This window comes from Pseudomonas sp. GW823-FHT02F05, from assembly GCF_058797315.1.
The window spans coordinates 20413-35631 of the sequence record NZ_JBXAJM010000017.1 but is presented as its reverse complement, the minus strand read 5'-3'; the positions used below and the strand labels follow the sequence as shown (position 1 = coordinate 35631).

Sequence of the window (15219 nt, the reverse complement as noted above, 5' to 3'; positions counted from 1 at the left end):
GGGGAGCCCTCCGGGCAGCTTCACGTTACAAGCTTCAAGCCGCGGGCTGGAAGCTTAGAGACAAGCGGTCAACTGCCAGGCCGGATGCCTGGCAGTGCGCGCTTGCCGCTGCCTTACTGCGATTTGCGAACCCGCAGGTACCACTCGGAGAGCAGTCGTACCTGTTTGTCGGTGTAGCCTCGCTCGACCATGCGTGTGACGAAGTCGTTGTGTTTTTGCTGATCCTCCTTGCTGGCCTTGGCGTTGAAGCTGATGACGGGCAGCAGGTCCTCGGTGTTGGAAAACATTTTCTTCTCAATGACCACCCGCAGCTTCTCGTAGCTGAGCCAAGTGGGGTTCTTGCCGTTGTTGTTGGCACGGGCGCGCAGTACGAAGTTGACGATTTCGTTGCGGAAATCCTTCGGATTGCTGATGCCGGCGGGTTTCTCGATTTTTTCCAGCTCTTCGTTGAGGGCCACGCGATTGAGGATTTCGCCGGTTTCCGGGTCGCGGTATTCCTGATCCTGGATCCAGAAATCTGCGTACAGCACGTAGCGGTCGAAGATGTTCTGGCCGTATTCGCTGTAGGACTCCAGATAGGCGGTCTGGATTTCCTTGCCGATGAACTCGATGTAGCGCGGCGCCAGGTATTCCTTGAGGAAGCGCAGGTAGCGCTCACGGGTTTCGGCCTGGAACTGCTCTTGTTCAATCTGCTGTTCCAGCACGTAGAGCAGGTGCACCGGGTTGGCGGCAATCTCGTGGGGGTCGAAGTTGAAGACCTTGGACAGGATCTTGAACGCAAAGCGCGTCGACAGGCCATTCATGCCTTCGTCTACACCGGCCGTGTCACGGTATTCCTGGATCGACTTGGCCTTGGGATCGGTGTCCTTGAGGTTTTCGCCGTCGTAGACGCGCATCTTCGAATAGATATTGGAGTTCTCCGGCTCCTTGAGGCGCGACAGCACGGTGAACTGGGCAAGCATCTTCAGAGTGTCCGGCGCGCAATGGGCCTTGGCCAGGGAGCTGTTGAACAGCAGTTTGTCGTAGATCTTGATTTCGTCGCTGACCCGCAGGCAGTACGGCACCTTGACGATATAGATCCGGTCGATGAAGGCTTCGTTGTTCTTGTTGTTGCGGAAGGTATGCCATTCCGATTCGTTGGAGTGAGCCAGCAGGATCCCGGTAAACGGAATCGCCCCAAGGCCTTCGGTACTGTTGTAGTTACCTTCCTGGGTAGCGGTGAGCAGTGGGTGCAGCACCTTGATCGGTGCCTTGAACATCTCCACGAATTCCATCAGGCCCTGGTTGGCCCGGCACAGTGCGCCCGAATAGCTGTAGGCATCGGCGTCGTTCTGCGGGAATTCTTCCAGCTTGCGGATATCGACTTTGCCCACCAGCGCAGAAATGTCCTGGTTGTTTTCATCGCCCGGTTCGGTCTTGGCCACGCCGATCTGGTTGAGGATCGACGGGTAGAGTTTCACCACGCGGAACTGGCTGATATCACCGCCGAACTCGGCCAGGCGCTTGGTGGCCCAGGGCGACATGATGGTGTTGAGGTAGCGCCGCGGGATACCGAAGTCTTCCTCGAGGATCGCGCCATCTTCCGTGGCGTTGAACAGGCCCAAGGGGGACTCGAAGACGGGCGAGCCCTTGATCGCATAGAAGGGCACCTTTTCGATCAATTGCTTGAGTTTTTCCGCCAGGGACGACTTGCCGCCGCCGACCGGGCCCAGCAGATAGAGGATCTGCTTCTTCTCTTCCAGGCCTTGGGCGGCATGGCGGAAGTAGGAAACGATCTGGTCGATGCATTCTTCCATTCCATGGAAGTCTTCAAAGGCCGGATAGCGGCGGATCACCTTGTTGGAAAATATCCGCGACAGGCGCGAATTATTGGCGGTTTCCACCAGTTCTGGCTCGCCAATCGCCAGTAGCAGGCGTTCGGCGGCAGAGGCGTAGGTGCTGCGGTCCTGCTTGCACAGCTCGAGATACTCCTGAAGCGTGAGTTCTTCCTGCTGTGTGGACGCGAAGCGTTGTTGGAAGTGGCTAAAGATACTCATGACGTCGTCACCTCGCTCGATACGTGGAGCCGACGCCGGATCAATCAGTCGATGCTGGCAGTCATTGACGCACGCCAATGGCTGTTTTCCCCCCAGAACACCCTGAAACGTTACCGATGACCCGTACGCCGGTGTACCGGCTCTCCCCTGATTCGGATGGCCTGCGCTTAAGGATAGTTCGGAATCCGGGAGGTCAAGGCGTGATGCGCAATTAGTTTGGCCGCGCCGTTCGTCAGAAACGGCGCAAGCCCAAGCGTCACGCGGGGTAGCGGGGTGTGAAAAAAATTATTGCGAATCGCCTGAAGAAATTTCCGCAGGATAGGTCGTACGCCACAGCTCAAACCCGCCGTCCAGGCTATAGACGTCAGAGAAACCCTGGCTGATCAAGTACGCGGCTGCGCTCTGGCTGGAATTGCCGTGGTAGCAGGCGACGATCAGCGGCGCATCGAGGTCGGCGGCGCGTATGAAGTCGGCGATGTTGACGTTGTCCAGATGCTGCGCGCCGCTGATGTGGGCGGCGGCGTAAGTAGGCTGGTCGCGGATGTCGACGACTACAGCACCTTGCTCACGCAGGGCCTGGGCTTGTTCGGGGGGGATACGTTTGAATTCGGTCATGGCGGGCTCCTATGGCTTGGTGGCGGCCGGCTGGGTAATGGAAAGGGGGGATTCGCACTGGCAGTCGTCGCGCTCGCCCGTGTCGATGTTCATCAGGGTCATGGCGCCGCCCCACACGCAACCGGTGTCGAGGGCGAACACGCCGGGTTCATCGCACTTGCCTTCCAGCGCGGCCCAATGACCAAAGATGATCTTCGTGTCACGGGTCTTGCGTTCCTTGTAGGCGAACCAGGGCTTATAGCCGGGGAGGGCGCTGTCGGCACCTTCCTTGCTCTTGAGGTCCAGTTTGCCTTCGGCCGTGCAGAAGCGCATGCGTGTGAAATAGTTGGTGATCACTCGCAGGCGGGCGACGCCGGTGAGCTCGTTGTCCCACTTCACCGGGTCGTTGCCATACATGCCGTCGAGGTAAGCGGTGTACAGGTTGTCATCGGCCAATGCACTTTCAACTTCGGCGGCGCACTTGAGGGCTTTTTTCAGCGTCCACTGCGGCGGGATACCGGCATGCACCAAGGCCATGTTGCGGTCCTCGTCGTAGTGCATGAGTTTTTGCCGGCGCAGCCAGTCGAGCAGTTGAGCGCGGTCCGGGGCTTCGAGGATTTCCCGCAGGGTGTCACCTTTTTTGAGGCGCTCGATGTTGTTGCCGGCCGCAAGCAAGTGCAGGTCATGGTTGCCCAGCACGCATACCAAAGAATCACGCAGGCTATAGAGGTAGCGCAGGGTTTCCAGGGACTGGGGGCCGCGGTTGACAAGGTCGCCCACCAACCACAAGCGATCATTTGCGGGGTCGAAGGCTACGCGATCCAGCAGGCGCTTGAGAGGGTCCAGGCAGCCTTGCAGGTCGCCGACAGCGTACGTCGCCATCAGTGCAGGGCTCCTGGCACGGCCAGGCGGAAGGGCTTGATGATTGCATCGAACAGTTGGCCGTCAGTGGCCTTCATTTGATACGAGCCTTGCATGGTGCCGACCTTGGAGGTCATCACCGTGCCGCTGCTATAAGTGTGGCTGGCGCCGCTGTCGATCAACGGTTGCTGGCCGACGACGCCTGCCCCGCGCACTTCCTCGACCTGGCCGTCGCCATCAGTGATGACCCAGTGGCGCGACAGCAGCTTGGCCGGCACCAGCCCGTTGTTCTTCACTGTAATGGTGTAGGCAAAGGCGAAGCGGTTATGTTCGGGTTGCGATTGGTCCGCCAGGAAGCGGGTGACGACGCTGACGTCTATCTGATAGCGAGGGTCGGACATGCAAGAGGCCTTAAAAGCGAAGGACAGCAGATGCGGGTCAGTCTAGGCCAAGAGGAGGGCGCTAGGCCAGACATGTGTCGGGCAGCCGGCAAGCGTTATCGGTATAACGCGGAGCAAATGTGGGAGCGGGCTTGCTCGCGAAGGCGGTGCATCAGTTACACATTTGGTGACTGACACTGCGCATTCGCGAGCAAGCCCGCTCCCACATTGGATTGCATCGAGTTCTTACGGCCTATTCCACTACGGATGCAGGCTGGATGGCAAGTTGGTCGGCCAGGTGTACGAACGCGGCCAGGTCCAGTTGCTCAGGGCGCAGGCTTCCATCAACGCCGGCAGCTTCGATCTCGGCATTGCTCAGCAGGGCCTTGAGGGTGTTACGCAAGGTCTTGCGGCGCTGGTTGAACGCCTCCCGCACGACGCGTTCCAGCAGTTTGTGGTCCTTGGCCGGGTGCGGCAGCACGGCATGCGGCACCAGGCGTACGATGGCCGAATCGACCTTCGGCGGCGGGTTGAACGCGCCTGGACCGACGTTGAACAGGTGCTCCACGCGGCAGTGATACTGGACCATGATCGACAAACGACCCCAATCACCACCGCCAGGGCCTGCGGCCAGGCGCTCCACCACTTCCTTTTGCAGCATGAAGTGCATGTCTCGGATGATTCCGGCGTTGTTCAGCAGGTGGAAAATCAGCGGCGTGGAAATGTTGTACGGCAGGTTACCCACCACCCGCAGGCTGTTGGGCGCAGCGCCAAGGCTGTTGAAGTCGAACTTCAGCGCGTCGCCCTGGTGCAGGTTGAAGTTGGCTTTGCCGGCGAACTGCTGGTTGAGGATCGGGATCAGGTCCTTGTCCAGTTCCACGACGTCTAGTTGTCCGCCGCTGGCCAGCAGGCCCTGGGTCAGCGCGCCCTGGCCCGGGCCGATTTCCAGCAGGCGGTCTTCTGGCTTGGCGTGGATTGAGCGCAGGATGCGATCGATCACGCCAGCGTCATGCAGGAAGTTCTGCCCGAAGCGCTTGCGCGCCCGGTGTTGGTAATGCTCAGTCATATACGGGTCTCGGCCATCTGATAGGCGGTTTCCAGGGCCACGTGCAGGCTGCCGGTATCGATCTTGCCGCTGCCTGCGAGGTCCAGGGCGGTGCCATGGTCGACGGAGGTGCGGATGATCGGCAGGCCCAGTGTCACGTTGACTGCGGCGCCGAAGCCTTTGTATTTCAGCACGGGCAGCCCCTGGTCGTGGTACATCGCCAGCACTGCATCGCAGTGCTCCAGATATTTGGGGGTGAACAGAGTGTCTGCAGGCAATGGGCCGCGTAGGTCCATGCCTTCTTGGCGCAGGCGCTCTAGTGTTGGTTCAATGATGTCGATTTCTTCATGGCCCAAGTGGCCGCCTTCACCGGCGTGGGGGTTGAGCCCGCAGACCAGGATGCGCGGTTGGGCAATGCCGAATTTGTGTTGCAGGTCGCTATGCAGGATGCGCGTGACACGCTCCACACGCTCGGCAGTGATGGCATCGGCGATTTCACGCAGCGGCAAGTGGGTAGTCACCAGCGCCACACGCAGGCCACGGGTGGCGAGCATCATCACCACTTGAGCGGTATGGGTCAGTTCCGCTAGGAATTCGGTATGGCCGGAAAAGGCGATGCCGGATTCGTTGATCACGCCTTTGTGCACCGGTGCGGTGATCATGCCGGCGAAGTCGCCGTCGATGCAGCCTTGGCCCGCACGGGTCAACGTCTCCAGCACAAATGCCGCGTTGGCCGTATTCAACTGCCCGGCAACCACTTTGGCTTGCAGCGGGGTGTCCCACACATACAGGCTGCCGGCGGGGGCCGGCAGGTCGGGCCAGTTGCCTGGCCCCACGTCCAGCAGGTTGACGGCCACACCCAGCTGCGCGGCCCGCTCGAGGAGCAGGTCGCGGCTGGTAATGGCAATCAGGGGGTGTGGCTGGGGTTGCGAGGCGAGCAGCAGGCACAGGTCTGGACCAATGCCGGCCGGCTCGCCGGGTGTCACCGCGAAACACTGGGGTTTCACTGGGTTGCCTGGTCGGTGCCTGTTTGCTCGGCGCCTGGCAGCTTGTTCTCTACATAAGCTTCGTCACGGATCTGACGCAGCCAGGTTTGCAGCTCTTCGTCGTATTTGCGGTTACGCAACACGGTCAGGGCTTGCTGCTCGCGCGCCTGGGTGGTGTTGTCAGTGGCGCGACGGCCAAGGACTTCCAGGACATGCCAACCGTATTGGGTCTTGAACGGCTTGGACAATACACCTTGTGGCGTGTCGGCCATGACCTGCTGGAACTCGGGCACCAGTGCCCTCGGGTCGATCCAGTTCAGGTCGCCGCCGTTAAGGGCAGAGCCTGGGTCTTCCGAGAAGCTTTTAGCCAGGGTGGCGAAGTCTTCACCGCTTTCAATGCGGTCATAGATCTTCTGGGCCAGTTCCTTGGTTTGTGCTTCGGTGCGGATTTCGCTCGGTTTGACCAGGATGTGACGAACATGAACTTCGTCTTTCAACGAGGTTTCGCCGCCGCGACGTTCCAGCAGCTTGAGGATGATAAAACCACCCGGGGTGCGGGCTGGCTGGGTAATGCCGCCGACTTCCATGGCGCTCAATTCGCGATCAAACGGAGGTGGCAATTGAGCGGCTTTACGCCAGCCCATATCACCGCCTTCGAGGGCGTTATCGCTGCCGGACTGAGCAATGGCCATTTGGGCAAAATCTGCACCCGCTTTCAGGCGCTCGTAGATCGCCTGGGTTTTAGCGGCAGCGGCATTGAGCTGCTCCGAGTTGGCTCCGTCCGGGGTTGGAATCAGGATATTGGCCAAGTGCAACTCTTCGGAGAGCTGCATCTTGCCCAGGTCCGAAGCCAGGAAGTTCTTCACTTCCTGCTCGGACACCTGAACCCGTTCGGCCACACGGCGCTGGCGCACACGGCTGATGATCATTTCGCGCTTGATCTGGTCACGGGCGTCCTCATAGGACAGGCCATCGTGGGCCAGGGCGGCGCGGAACTGATCAATGCTCATGTTGTTGCGTTGAGCAATGGTGCCAACAGCCTGGTTCAGTTCTTCGTCCGAAATACGGATGCCGGAACGTTCGCCAATCTGCAGTTGCAGGTTTTCGACGATCAGGCGTTCCAGTACCTGAGATTCCAGGACGCTGGTCGGTGGCACCCCACCGCCACGTTTGGCGATGGTCTGCTGAACTTCCTTGACCCGCTGGTCCAGCTGGCTCTGCATGATCACGTCGTTGTCGACGATGGCCGCTACTTTATCCAGCTGTTGAACTGCGGCGTGTGCCGAAACAGTACCCAGGAACAGCGCGCCCAGCACTAGCGGGCGCAAACACTCAGAAAGCTTTGTCTTCACGTTCACGATAACCTTCAATGCCTTTGTCGAGGAAGCTCTCTACCTTGGCGCCGGTCAGGCCGCCGAGTCCTTTGAGGACGATCTGGAAGAAGAGCCCGTGGTCACCCTTTTCGTTGAGCGGGGCGATCTGGCTGTACTCGTCGTTGGAAACCCAGTAGCGGTTGATGACGCGCAGTTTCCAGCAGCAGTTGTCGTACTCGAAACCACCGAAGGCTTCCAGGGTGCGGTTGCGTGCATAGTCATACTGCCAGCGAGTGATCAAATTCCACTGCGGAATGATCGGCCACATCATCGAGAAGTCGTGTTGCTGGATTTTGTAGTAATCCTTCACGTAGTTCTCTTGACCTGGCGTGCCGTAGTCCCCACCGAACTGCCATTTGCCGGTCAGTTGGTTGTAGACCACTTGGTCATTGCGGTAGCGATAGCCGAGGTTGACGACCTTGTTCGGGTTGTCTTCTGGCTGATAGTGGAACATCGCACTACCGGAGCGTGGGGCATGGCTTTCGGTGTCCCAGTTGTAGTCGGCCGTGGCGCGCCAATCGCGGTTGAAGCGGAAAGCGTATTCCAAAGCGATAGGCGAGACATCTGTTTGGGAGTCATCTCGGTCAGCGGCCAGGACTCCTGGCAGTTGAACCTCGCGATCCTTGAAGTACAGTGCTTGACCCACGGAAACACGCTGGCGTTCAAAGCCATTTTCTTCGATCCAGCGGCTGGTTACGCCCAGGGATAACTTGTTCTCGTCTCCAATCCGATCGTTACCGGCAAAGCGGTTATCACGGAATAGAGAGGCATAGCTGAACGAATATTCACTGGTGTCGAAAACCGGAATATCGCTTTGGTCTTTGTTCGGTACGTAGAGGTAGAAGGCTCGCGGCTCAAGGGTCTGGTTATAGTCTTTACCGAACCAGTTAGTTTTGCGGTCGAAGTACAGCCCGCTGTCGACGCTCGCGATAGGAACAGCGCGATCTTGCGAACTCTTGAACACTCCGCCAGCGTAAGGCGCTGCGCCGGGCCGGGTAGCGGCCAGTTGCGCGGCGACAATGTCATCCTTGCCTTTGCTGTCCAGGTCAAGATCATATTTGGTATAGACGTATTTGAGCTTCGGCGTAATAAAGCCATAGCTCCAGTTCATTGGGTACTCGACAGCGGGAGCTACGTTCAAGCGTGTTCCGTTTGCACGGGTCAGGCCGTTTACGTAGGTGTCCAGGCGTCGTTCACCTATAGTGCCATCAGGATTGAACGGCCCGCCGTCTTCGTTAACCACATTACCGTTTCGAAGGTCTCGGTCAAATCTTACGGCTTCAGTCTCGTAGGAGAAGTTGAGCCCCCCCGGATGGTACGGCAACTGACCATTGAAGGTGATCTGCGGCAAACGGTCATACGGAGTGATCTGCGAAATCGTCGCCAGTTGATATGACTGCAGGTTCACGCGAGCTTGATAGTTATCACCATTATAGGTCACGGAGCCCTGCTGGTTCAGGAAGTCCTGGCTCTGGATGCCTTCCTGATACGACTTCAAATCCTGGAAGTAGAACGGATCACTGATCTTGGTGTAATCGACCTGGGTCGTCAGACGCGAATCCAGCCCACCTTTATGCTGCCAATTGAGCATATAGCGGGTCTTTTCGTAATCAGTCTGCTTCTTCCGCTCGTCGCTATCATCATTGAGATACGCCCCACCAAACTGCCCTTCACTCGACTTGGTCAGATAGCGGAATTCGCCCTCCATCAACAAGCCGCGCTTGGTCATGTACTGCGGGTACAACGTGGCATCGTAGTTCGGTGCCAGGTTGAAGTAGTACGGCGTTACCAATGTAAAGCCAGTCTCACTGCCGGTGCTGAAGCTCGGCGGCAGGAAGCCGGATTGACGACGGTCATCGATCGGGAAGTAGATGTACGGGGTGTACAGGATCGGGATGTTCTTGACCCGCAACGTCGCGTTGGTCGCCGTACCGAAACCGGTGGCCGGGTTCAACGTAATGTTGTTGCCCTTGAGCTGCCAGGCGTTGCTGTCCGGCTCGCAGGTGGTGTACGTACCGTCCTTGAGACGGATGATCGCGTTTTCTGCACGCTTGGCGTACAGCGCGTTACCGCGGATGCGTGACTTGTGCATCACGTATTCGGCGTTGTCGATCTGGGCGGCACCGGTGTCGAGCTGGACCTGGGCATGGTCACCCACGATCAGGGCGCCGTTATCGCGCAGGCGCACCTTGCCATTCAGTTCGCCACGGTTCTCCGCCTGGTACAGGCTGGCTTCGTCCGACTCCAGCTGCATGCTGCCCTGGCGCATGACCACGTCACCGGCCAGGGTAGCGACCTGCTGCTCCTGCTCGTAACGAGAAGCCTTGGCGCCGATGAAGGTCGGCGCATCGCTCTTGTTCGTCTTGTCGTTCATGCCAGGACGAGTCGGCTCGATGTAGGCGCCGCCGCAGTAAGGGCCGGTTTCGGCCAGCTGTGCTGCGGTCAGCTTGTCGCGAGGTACCCAGTCAAGGTGGCTGTAGTCGGCACTGCGCGAACGCAGGCCACGGCCCTTGGCTTCGGTGACCAGCATGGTCTTGGGTTCGGCGTCGACGCTGCCGCCAGCTTTGCCTTGCGGCGTGCTGTTGGCCGAGCTGACGGCAGCACCGTCATGCACCGGGCGCGGTGGCAATGGGGCGGCGGCGGTCTTCGGCGCGCAATCCCAGGCACCCGAAGCAGAGACTGAGCAGTCATACTGTTCCGCGGCGACCACGAATGAGGTGGCGAAAGGTTGCAAGGCCAGCAGACTGCCGGTTACCAGCAACGGAAATTTTCTACGAAACGCGGGGGATTTCAATGCCATCTTATTAGTCCGGGCTTCCTGCGTGCCATCTGCCCGCGGTTTGGGCCGCACGCCTCTCGATGGTCTGAAAAAGATGCGTGATAATAAAGCATGCCCCGCTTGACGGCTAGCGCCGTCGGAGACCCTTGTAATGCCCGAGCAAGATCTACGTTTACAACAGCTGGAAGTCTGGCTGGATGAGCAGTTGCCGATCCTCTTCAACGCTCAGGACTGGGGCCCCGTGCCCCCGGCCACATTGACCGCGGCCAGCAGCGACGCGAGTTTCAGGCGTTATTTTCGATGGGAGGGCGGTGCCCATACGTTCGTCGTCATGGACGCGCCACCCCCCCAGGAAAACTGCAAACCTTTCGTCGATATTGCGCATTTGCTCGCGAAATCGGGAATAAATGTGCCAAAAATTTATGCAGAAGATCTGCCCCGTGGCTTTCTTTTGCTCAATGACCTGGGCAGAAAAACCTATCTGGACGTGATTGACGGTGAAAATGCCGATCAATTATTTGCCGATGCCATCGACGCGCTGCTGGCTTTCCAGCAATTGCCGATGGATGCGCCGTTGCCCAGCTATGACGTGGCCTTATTGCGTCGCGAGCTGGAACTGTTCCCGGAATGGTACGTGCGTCGTCACCTGGGCATCGACCTCGACCCTGAGCAACAAGCCCTCTGGCAACGTGCCAGCCAGCAGTTGATCGACAGCGCGCTGGCCCAGCCCAAGGTGCTGGTGCACCGCGACTACATGCCGCGCAACCTAATGGTCAGTGAGCCAAGCCCAGGCGTGCTGGATTTTCAGGACGCGGTCTACGGCCCGGTGACCTATGACATTACCTGCCTGTTCAAGGACGCCTTCCTCAGTTGGCCCCAGGCCCGCGTTCGTGAATGGCAGCGCGGCTATTGGCAGCGCGCCGGGCAGCTGGGGATTCCCGTACAGGACGACTTTGAAGAGTTCCTGCGTGCCAGCGACCTGATGGGCGTGCAGCGTCACCTCAAGGTTATCGGCATTTTTTCGCGTATCTGCCACCGCGACGGCAAGCCACGCTACCTGGCCGACGTGCCGCGTTTCTTTGCTTATATAGAAGCGGTGCTGGCCGACCGACCTGAGTTGAGTGACCTGGGCGAATTGCTCGCCAGCCTGCGCGAACCTGCTGAGGCCAGCGTATGAAGGCGATGATCCTGGCGGCGGGCAAGGGCGAGCGCATGCGCCCGCTCACCCTGCATACGCCCAAGCCGCTGGTGCAAGCCGGCGGCAAGCGGCTGATCGAGTATCACCTTGAAGCCTTGGCGACGGCCGGCTTTACCGAGATCGTGATCAACCACGCCTGGCTCGGCGAGCAGATCGAAAGCTACTTGGGCGACGGTGCCCAGTTCGGTCTGCGCATCCGCTACTCCCCGGAGGGAGAACCGCTGGAAACGGGGGGCGGCATATTCCAGGCATTGCCGCTGCTGGGCGACGAACCGTTTCTGGTGGTCAATGGCGATATCTGGACTGACTACGATTTCACCCAGCTCAAGCAGCCGATCCGGGGCCTGGCGCACTTGGTGATGGTCGACAACCCTGCGCACCACCCGTCGGGCGGGGATTTCTACCTGGATCACGGTGTGCTTCATGATGCCGCGCCCGGTGCCGATAACCTGACCTTCAGTGGCATTTCAGTGCTCGACCCCAAGTTGTTCGCGGGTTGCAGCGCCGGTGCCTTCAAGCTGGCCCCGCTTTTGCGCGAGGCCATGGCCAAAGGTTTGGTAACGGGGGAGCACATGGCAGGACGCTGGGTGGATGTGGGGACGCTGGAGCGACTGGCGCAGGTCGAAACCTTGCTGACAAAGGGACGCTAGGATGTTGTGGCCAGGGACGCTGATCGGCGCCGGGGCTGGCTTTGCCATTGCCAGTATTCCGGGGGCTTTGTTGGGGGCATTGCTGGGGCAGGCCTTGGATCGTCGCTTGCAATTGCACAGTTGGGCGCAGTTACGTGAGCGCCTGGGTGGGCGTCCGGCCTTGCGCAACGACGAGCTGTTGTTCGTGCTGCTGGGACGCCTGGCCAAGAGTAATGGCCGGGTTGTCGATGGGCATATCCAGCAAGCGCGCCAGGAAATGCGCGCACTGGACATGAGTGAGCCGGCCCAGCGCCGCGCGATCAGCGCCTTCAACCGTGGCAAGTCCGGCAGTGACCGTGTACGCAGTTACCTGCGGGTGCTCAAGACGCAGCCCCATGCGGCGGAAGGCGTGCTGCGCGCCTGTTGGCGCATGGCGTGGGCGGACGGTCGGGCGGATGCTGCCGAGCGCGACCTGATCGACCAGTGGGGCAAGTGGCTGGGCTGGACGCCGCAGCAGCTGCAGGCATTGGCGACCGATTACGCGCCGGAGCGCAAGCCAGTGGCCAATCGTGGGGGGGCCTATCAGGAGGCGTTGCGTATCCTGGGGGTGACGGCAACCACTGAGCCTTCGGTGATCAAGCGCGCCTACCGCCGCCTGCTCAGCCGTCACCATCCGGACAAGATCGCCGGCACGGGAGCCAGCCCCGCGCAAGTGCGTGAGGCGACCGAACGAACCCGTGAGTTGCATAACGCCTATGCGCTGATTCGCGAGCGGCGCGATTTTCGCTGAGGCTATCGCCACTCAACTCTATGTGGCAGTGGCAAGCCCTAATTGTAGGAGCGAGCTTGCTCGCGAAAAACTCCCAGGCGCCGCGTTTATTCAGGAAGCACGCATTATCGTTGACGTTTTTCGCGAGCGAGCTCGCTCCTACAGAAAGCGATGTTGCCCCCTATAGCGGAGTGTCAGTCTGCGCCGCCCTGCGGGCTCAACCACCCGCGAACCCTGCGGTACAACTGCTCTTGCTCCGCCGCGCTATTACCGGGCAACGCCGTGAGCGACACCTGTTTATAGCTGTCATTCTTCGAGCGCTTGGCCGCCTGGAGTCGTTCCTGGGCTTTTTTGCGTTCCAGGGCGCCTTCTTGATAGAACACGTCCGCCGTGGGTACCTTCAAGGCCGGCGCCAGTTGCTGCAGGTCCGGTTGGCGAGCTGCGGGCGTCTTGCCGGCCACCATCACCAACCTCTGCACCTGGGAGGGTTGTTTCTCGCTCAGGTAGCGTGCCGCCCACCAGGCCCCGGCTCCATGGCCGAGCAACACCACACTGCGGGCGCTTTGGGTCTGGGCGAAGGCGACGGCGGCGTCGATGCGGTCGAAGATGCGCTTGGCGTCGGTCTTGTCCTGTTCATCCGCCCCCGGCACCACCGCCGGGTCAGTGCCTTCGGCCTCGGCACTGGCGGCCTGTTCGACCGGCTTGGCAGCGGTGCTGCCTTCCTTGCTGCTGGTATCGACCGCCGCTTTCGGCGGTTCGATGAGCCGCGGCGGCAGGGTGTCCACACTGACGTCAGGCAATGACAGGCTGAGGGTGCCCCAGGCGGCGTCCGGCAACTTACGCCGCAGAGGCGCGATTGCTTGCGGCCAGTCCGCGTTCTCCCCAGCACCTGGTATGAGGATCACCACACCCTCGGCTTCGGCGCTGTTGGCGGGTTTCCACAGCGCCAGGAACGACTCGCTACCCGCCTGCAATTGCTGTTGCTCTTGCAGCGGCACCTGCCGTTCGAGCGCACTGGCTTCTTGTTGGCTACGCTCGGACAGTGGCTGGCGTTCAGCCGGTTTTTCGACGGCAGGCGAGGGCGCATCCTCGGCCTGAACAGGCAAGACACTGGTAAACAGGAGTGACAGGCACAGTGCTGGCAGTGCCGAACGGTGAAGAAAAAGCATCGTTGATTCCCGGCCAGAAGTTATTCCAGCAGCCTAATGGGTTGGTCGGTATTTGTCAGGGGTATGAGGCGTGGTTCTCGTTACCAACAAGCTATCGGCGGTTTGTTGGCTGCCTTGATGGGCGCGGCGCGACCATTCAACCAGTGAATGGCAGACAACACGCCAGGTGCGGCTATTCTTGTGCCAGCCCATCATTCATAAGAGGCCGCGCACATGAGTACTTCCTCATTCAAGATCGCCCACAAACTGCTGACCGGCGCAGGTGCCATAGAACAACTGGCTGCCGAACTCACGCGCCTGGATGTGGATAATCCGTTGATCGTCACCGACGCCGCGCTGGTCCAGTCCGGCACCGTGGCGCTGGCCCTGGAGCATCTTGGGGACCGAGCCTACGAAATCTTCGACCGCGTGCTGCCCGATCCGGAAATTGCCATCGTTGAAGACTGCATGCGTGCGTACCGCGAAGGCGGGCACGACGGCCTGATCGGTGTGGGCGGCGGCAGTGCCATCGACATCGCCAAGAGCGTGGCGGCCTATGCCGGTTATCACGGCGCGCTGGCGGACTTGTTTGGCGTCGATCAGGTGCCGCGCAAAGGCCCGCCGTTGATCGCCATCCCCACCACGGCCGGCACCGGCTCGGAGGTGACCAACGTGGCGATACTGTCCGACAAGGCGGCACAGCTGAAAAAAGGCATCGTCAGCGATTACTTGCTGCCGGATGTCGCGCTGATCAGCCCGCAAATGACCTTGACCTGCCCACGCGGTGTCACGGCCGCCAGTGGCGTGGACGCCTTGGTGCACGCCATCGAGTCCTACCTGTCGCTGAATGCCTCGCCGATTACCGACGCCCTGGCCATCGGTGCGATCAAGCTGATTGCCAGCGCGTTGCCCAAGGCTTACGCCAACCCGGCCAACCTGCAGGCCCGTGACGACATGGCCACCGCCAGCCTGATGGCCGGCATGGCCTTTGGCAACGCTGGCGTCGGTGCCGTGCATGCGCTGGCGTACCCGTTGGGTGGGCGCTTCAACATTGCCCATGGCGTAAGCAATGCGCTGTTGTTGCCGTATGTGATGCACTGGAACAAATTGGCCTGCGTCGAGCGCATGCAGGACATCGCCCAGGCCATGGGCGTCAATATCGCCGGGCTGAGTGTGAATGACGCTGCTGACCAGGCTGTAGCGGCGATGACGCGGCTGTGTGCGGCGGTGGAGATCCCGTCCGGCCTGCGCAGTTTCGGCGTGCCCGAGGACGCCATCCCGGCCATGGCCAGTGAAGCCGCAGGCATTGAGCGCTTGATGCGCAACAACCCGCGCAAGCTCAGCGCCGCCGATATCGAAAAAATCTACCGCGCAGCTTACTAACCGTTGAGATAGGTCACGGTGCGCGCAGCAAAGCATGA

General features: G+C 60.3%; 12 protein-coding genes and 2 pseudogenes. 4 read left to right on the top strand and 10 right to left on the bottom strand.

From position 1 onward, the window contains the following. Positions 1 to 113: 113 nt before the first annotated feature. The 8 genes from AC1RAC_RS20115 to AC1RAC_RS20080 form a co-directional block, all read right to left on the bottom strand. A complete protein-coding gene (locus AC1RAC_RS20115; RefSeq protein ID WP_003194732.1) occupies positions 114 to 2036 on the bottom strand; it encodes a PrkA family serine protein kinase in 1923 nt (640 codons plus the stop codon). 285 nt (positions 2037 to 2321) lie between these two features. Further along, a complete protein-coding gene (gene glpE / locus AC1RAC_RS20110; protein WP_034128825.1) occupies positions 2322 to 2651 on the bottom strand; it encodes a thiosulfate sulfurtransferase GlpE in 330 nt (109 codons plus the stop codon). Between the two features lie 9 nt (positions 2652 to 2660). Continuing rightward, positions 2661 to 3512: a symmetrical bis(5'-nucleosyl)-tetraphosphatase gene (locus AC1RAC_RS20105; protein WP_492616927.1), complete on the bottom strand. Its 852-nt coding sequence runs from the start codon at positions 3510 to 3512 to the stop codon at positions 2661 to 2663. Further along, positions 3512 to 3892 (bottom strand): Co2+/Mg2+ efflux protein ApaG, encoded by a 381-nt coding sequence (apaG, locus tag AC1RAC_RS20100; protein WP_003194726.1) that lies wholly within the window; start codon positions 3890 to 3892, stop codon positions 3512 to 3514. The genes AC1RAC_RS20105 and apaG overlap by 1 nt, the downstream gene beginning before the upstream one ends. 232 nt (positions 3893 to 4124) lie before the next feature. After that, entirely contained in the window at positions 4125 to 4937 is an 813-nt protein-coding gene (rsmA, locus tag AC1RAC_RS20095; RefSeq protein ID WP_197900140.1) for a 16S rRNA (adenine(1518)-N(6)/adenine(1519)-N(6))-dimethyltransferase RsmA, read from the bottom strand. Beyond that, positions 4934 to 5923, bottom strand: a complete 990-nt coding sequence (pdxA, locus tag AC1RAC_RS20090) for a 4-hydroxythreonine-4-phosphate dehydrogenase PdxA (RefSeq protein ID WP_054920698.1) — start codon at positions 5921 to 5923, stop codon at positions 4934 to 4936. Before pdxA ends, rsmA begins: the two co-directional genes overlap by 4 nt. Further along, a complete protein-coding gene (locus AC1RAC_RS20085; protein WP_136624693.1) occupies positions 5920 to 7254 on the bottom strand; it encodes a peptidylprolyl isomerase in 1335 nt (444 codons plus the stop codon). Before AC1RAC_RS20085 ends, pdxA begins: the two co-directional genes overlap by 4 nt. Then, positions 7235 to 10075 (bottom strand): LPS-assembly protein LptD, encoded by a 2841-nt coding sequence (locus AC1RAC_RS20080; RefSeq protein ID WP_054920695.1) that lies wholly within the window; start codon positions 10073 to 10075, stop codon positions 7235 to 7237. The genes AC1RAC_RS20085 and AC1RAC_RS20080 overlap by 20 nt, the downstream gene beginning before the upstream one ends. Positions 10076 to 10205: 130 nt before the next feature. On the opposite strand from AC1RAC_RS20080, the pseudogene AC1RAC_RS20075 reads away from it, so the two are divergent. Further along, a pseudogene (locus AC1RAC_RS20075) lies at positions 10206 to 10919 on the top strand (aminoglycoside phosphotransferase family protein); the annotation flags it as partial. Between the two features lie 33 nt (positions 10920 to 10952). On the opposite strand, the pseudogene AC1RAC_RS20070 reads toward AC1RAC_RS20075, so the two are convergent. After that, positions 10953 to 11045 (bottom strand): annotated as a pseudogene (locus tag AC1RAC_RS20070) (hypothetical protein); the annotation flags it as partial. 182 nt (positions 11046 to 11227) lie between these two features. Here AC1RAC_RS20070 and murU point away from each other — a divergent pair. Together murU and AC1RAC_RS20060 are read left to right on the top strand one after the other, a co-directional pair. After that, entirely contained in the window at positions 11228 to 11902 is a 675-nt protein-coding gene (gene murU / locus AC1RAC_RS20065; RefSeq protein WP_492616926.1) for an N-acetylmuramate alpha-1-phosphate uridylyltransferase MurU, read from the top strand. Position 11903: 1 nt separating this feature from the next. Beyond that, positions 11904 to 12671 carry a TerB family tellurite resistance protein gene (locus AC1RAC_RS20060; RefSeq protein ID WP_054920689.1) on the top strand — a complete coding sequence of 256 codons (768 nt, stop codon included), beginning with the start codon at positions 11904 to 11906 and terminating at the stop codon, positions 12669 to 12671. Between the two features lie 173 nt (positions 12672 to 12844). On the opposite strand, the gene AC1RAC_RS20055 is transcribed toward AC1RAC_RS20060, so the two are convergent. After that, a complete protein-coding gene (locus tag AC1RAC_RS20055; RefSeq protein ID WP_492616925.1) occupies positions 12845 to 13819 on the bottom strand; it encodes an alpha/beta hydrolase family protein in 975 nt (324 codons plus the stop codon). Positions 13820 to 14032: 213 nt separating this feature from the next. On the opposite strand from AC1RAC_RS20055, the gene AC1RAC_RS20050 reads away from it, so the two are divergent. After that, positions 14033 to 15181, top strand: a complete 1149-nt coding sequence (locus AC1RAC_RS20050) for an iron-containing alcohol dehydrogenase (protein ID WP_003194705.1) — start codon at positions 14033 to 14035, stop codon at positions 15179 to 15181. The last annotated feature ends 38 nt before the right edge of the window (positions 15182 to 15219 follow it).

Bases quoted from the DNA above. Each gene is read 5' to 3' on its own strand.
- AC1RAC_RS20115 (WP_003194732.1), bottom strand. From the start codon at position 2,036: ATGAGTATCTTTAGCCACTTCCAACAACGCTTCGCGTCCACACAGCAG.
- murU (WP_492616926.1), top strand. From the start codon at position 11,228: ATGAAGGCGATGATCCTGGCGGCGGGCAAGGGCGAGCGCATGCGCCCG.
- glpE (WP_034128825.1), bottom strand. From the start codon at position 2,651: ATGACCGAATTCAAACGTATCCCCCCCGAACAAGCCCAGGCCCTGCGT.
- AC1RAC_RS20050 (WP_003194705.1), top strand. From the start codon at position 14,033: ATGAGTACTTCCTCATTCAAGATCGCCCACAAACTGCTGACCGGCGCA.
- AC1RAC_RS20080 (WP_054920695.1), bottom strand. From the start codon at position 10,075: ATGGCATTGAAATCCCCCGCGTTTCGTAGAAAATTTCCGTTGCTGGTA.
- rsmA (WP_197900140.1), bottom strand. From the start codon at position 4,937: ATGACTGAGCATTACCAACACCGGGCGCGCAAGCGCTTCGGGCAGAAC.
- AC1RAC_RS20055 (WP_492616925.1), bottom strand. From the start codon at position 13,819: ATGCTTTTTCTTCACCGTTCGGCACTGCCAGCACTGTGCCTGTCACTC.
- AC1RAC_RS20060 (WP_054920689.1), top strand. From the start codon at position 11,904: ATGTTGTGGCCAGGGACGCTGATCGGCGCCGGGGCTGGCTTTGCCATT.
- AC1RAC_RS20105 (WP_492616927.1), bottom strand. From the start codon at position 3,512: ATGGCGACGTACGCTGTCGGCGACCTGCAAGGCTGCCTGGACCCTCTC.
- apaG (WP_003194726.1), bottom strand. From the start codon at position 3,892: ATGTCCGACCCTCGCTATCAGATAGACGTCAGCGTCGTCACCCGCTTC.